Genomic DNA, 2,971 nt, shown 5'->3' with positions numbered 1-2,971 from the left:
AACTGCCTAGGCATGAGGTAGACAGTAGCTGTTTGAGTTGATAGATGTACTTGTGGATAGAGCAGTGCATTGTAATTAGCTGAGCCAGGATTACTACCATATTGTTGAGCGTAACAGATGAAAAAAATAGTTTGAGGAAAGATAAACCTTTAAATGATTTACTCAAAATTATTTTTGCCGAGGACACAAAAAGATAGCTAATGTGCACAATCTGGATAAACCGCTTCAAATTGACCCCTCTTCGCCACTTTAAAAAGCCCCCCTTTGCCGAGTTAATTTGATAAGGTCCGCCAAAGCAAAGAGACCCCTTTGCGCCGATCCAAATTGACCCCCTTGAAATCGCAGATTCGTTTGTGCTGAATGGTTTGTAGGAATATGTTTTTGTTTAGCTTTTAGCCGAACAAAAACTGCTGATTACAATGTCCAATAAGCCTATCAAAATGAATAAACTAAGACAGATCATCCGTCTGTACAGTCAGGGGATTGGGACCAAGCGCATCCATGCAATGGTATCAACCTCACGCAATACCATTAAAAAGTATATTCGCATCTGGCAGACACTTGGTATTGGCTATGAGGAGTTCAATGCCAAGAGCGACAGCGATCTGGCCATTATTTTCACTACCCCCGTGGCCAGGATCTCCAGCGCACCCCGTATGCAGATTCTCCAAACACTATTGCCTGATTACTGCAAAAGATTGAAGAAAAAAGGTGTTACAAGGGAATCTCTCCATGAGGAGTATGTAAAGAAACACCCGGATGGATATAGTCGTTCACACTTCAATAATGCCATAATGGTCTATCTGCAGCTTTCCAGATCGGTGATGCATATCGAACATAAGGCTGGCGATAAAATGTATATCGATTTTGCTGGTAAAAAGCTATTTGTTAGCGGGAATGATAATATCAGGCAGGATGTAGAAGTATTCGTAGCGATCCTTGGCTGCAGCCAGCTCACCTATGTTGAGGCTGTGGCCTCACAGAAAAAAGAGGACCTCATCGCCGCCTGTGAAAATGCACTTCGCTATTTCGGAGGTGTACCCGAGGCAATCGTTCCTGATAACCTTCGCTCTGCTGTTACAAGGGGAAGCAGGTATGAGGCGGTACTGAACGATGAGTTTGCAGCGTTTGCGGAACATTATGCCACAACAGTTATTCCTGCACGTGCCTACAAACCTCGCGACAAATCACTTGTAGAAGGAGCTGTGAAGCTTATCTACCGAAGCATCTATAACAAGCTTGACAACAGCCGATTTGAGACTCTGGAGCAGCTCAATTCTGCGATTGTCTCATTGCTGGAAATCCATAATAACAAACCCTTTTCCGGCAGAAACTACTCACGCAGGGAACAGTTTGAGGAAATCGAACGTGAAGCACTTGCCGTGCTTAATCCAGTTCGATATGAGGTGCACAAGCAGGTGATGGTTACCGTAATGAGAAACGGGCATGTACGGCTGGGCGAAGATGTTCACTACTACAGTGTTCCCTATAATTATGTTGGGAAAAAGGTGAAGTTGCTGTACACTTCCGGCTCAGTAAAAGTCTATTACAACTATACCATGATAGCCTTTCATCCAAGAGTTCGGACAAAGCACCATTATACCACCCAGGAAACCCATCTGGCGCCACAACACCGGTATATCTCAGAATGGACCCCGGAAAACTTTATACGGCAGGCAGAAGAGATCCATAGTGATGTTGCCGGTTATATATCAAAGGTACTTGAATATAAGGGACATCCGGAGCAGGCCCATAAATCCTGTTCGGGCATACTGAACTTTGCACGTCGCGTTGGAACGGTCCGGCTAAGAAATGCCTGCCGTTGGGCAGATAATCTTGGGCAGTACAACTACCGTATAATTGAGGAGATACTGCGAAAGCAGCTTGATCAGCTATCTGTAGAAGAACAGACGATAGAGATCCCTGAGCATGGAAACATCAGAGGCAAGGAATATTACCAGTAACAATAAACAGCAATTAGAAATGAACAATGAAACATTAGAAAAAATGAAACAGCTAAGGCTGTTTGGGATGTACGATGCATTCAAGACCAATCTGGAATCATCGGTAAAGGAATCGCTGACCACTGATCAGTTTATCTCCGTACTGGTTGCCAGCGAGTGGGATGACAGGCGCAACCGTTCAGTGGAAAGAACAATTAGGGCGGCGGCGTTCAGATATAAGGCATCTCTTGAGCATATTGATTACTCCATTGAACGTGGGCTTGACAGGAACCAGGTACACAGACTTGCGGCCTTGGATTTCATTAAGGAGCACAAGGATATTTTTATAACCGGTTCCACCGGTACCGGAAAAAGCTATCTGGCCACCGCCCTTGGATATCAGGCCTGTCAGAGTGGATACAAGGTTCTGTATGTCAATACCGCTAAACTCATGGGGCAGCTAAAGCTGGCGAAGGCTAAGGGTACCATCCTGGCAGAACTGAAAAAGATCGAAAGGGTTGATCTTCTTATTCTTGACGACTTCGGCCTTCAGCCCTTCGACCCACAATCAAGGGTTACTTTACTGGATATCATTGAAGACAGGCATCAGAAGCGGTCAACAATAGTTACCTCACAGATACCGGTTAAGGAATGGTATGATATAATTGGCGAGAAAACGATAGCTGACGCCGTTCTTGACCGTATAGTTCATCACTCCTTGAGAGTTGAATTATTCGGCGAATCAATGAGGAGGAGAAACTCTAAGATTGAAAACGTATTTTTGTAAAATAACAGTTGTTAAACAGGACTTAAAAGATCAACTCTAAAATGCCTTTTTGCACAACAACTTCTGCTTTTTTCAAGCAACAACTCTGGGGGTCAATTTGAAATTGGCGAAAGGGGGTCAAATTTATTGGTATATGCACCCTAATAGCCGATGAATCGTTTCGGCAGAGAAAGTATTCAATTTATAATCCAGAGATAATTTTAAATCCTCTGTTGCTGAATACTCTAACAAATGGAATACC

The 2,971-nt window shown here is 43.8% G+C and carries 2 protein-coding genes; both read left to right on the top strand.

Annotated elements, in window-relative coordinates; translation table 11 throughout:
* Window positions 1–419 precede the first annotated feature (419 nt).
* Window positions 420–1,964, top strand: coding sequence for an IS21 family transposase (gene istA / locus ABTX81_RS39490; RefSeq protein WP_350555765.1), 1,545 nt, complete (start codon window positions 420–422; stop codon window positions 1,962–1,964).
* A gap of 19 nt (window positions 1,965–1,983) precedes the next feature.
* Complete coding sequence (istB, locus tag ABTX81_RS39485; RefSeq protein ID WP_350555763.1) at window positions 1,984–2,730, top strand: IS21-like element helper ATPase IstB; 747 nt, start codon at window positions 1,984–1,986, stop codon at window positions 2,728–2,730.
* The last annotated feature ends 241 nt before the right edge of the window (window positions 2,731–2,971 follow it).

This window comes from Kitasatospora sp. NPDC097605 (assembly GCF_040302725.1).
Lineage (GTDB): Bacteria > Actinomycetota > Actinomycetes > Streptomycetales > Streptomycetaceae > Kitasatospora.
The sequence above is the reverse complement of the archived record's forward strand: the minus strand, read 5'-3'. Positions and strand labels throughout refer to the sequence as shown.

What these genes read in the sequence shown, in the direction of transcription:
- istA (WP_350555765.1), top strand. Translation starts at nt 420, where the DNA reads ATGTCCAATAAGCCTATCAAAATGAATAAACTAAGACAGATCATCCGT.
- istB (WP_350555763.1), top strand. Translation starts at nt 1,984, where the DNA reads ATGAACAATGAAACATTAGAAAAAATGAAACAGCTAAGGCTGTTTGGG.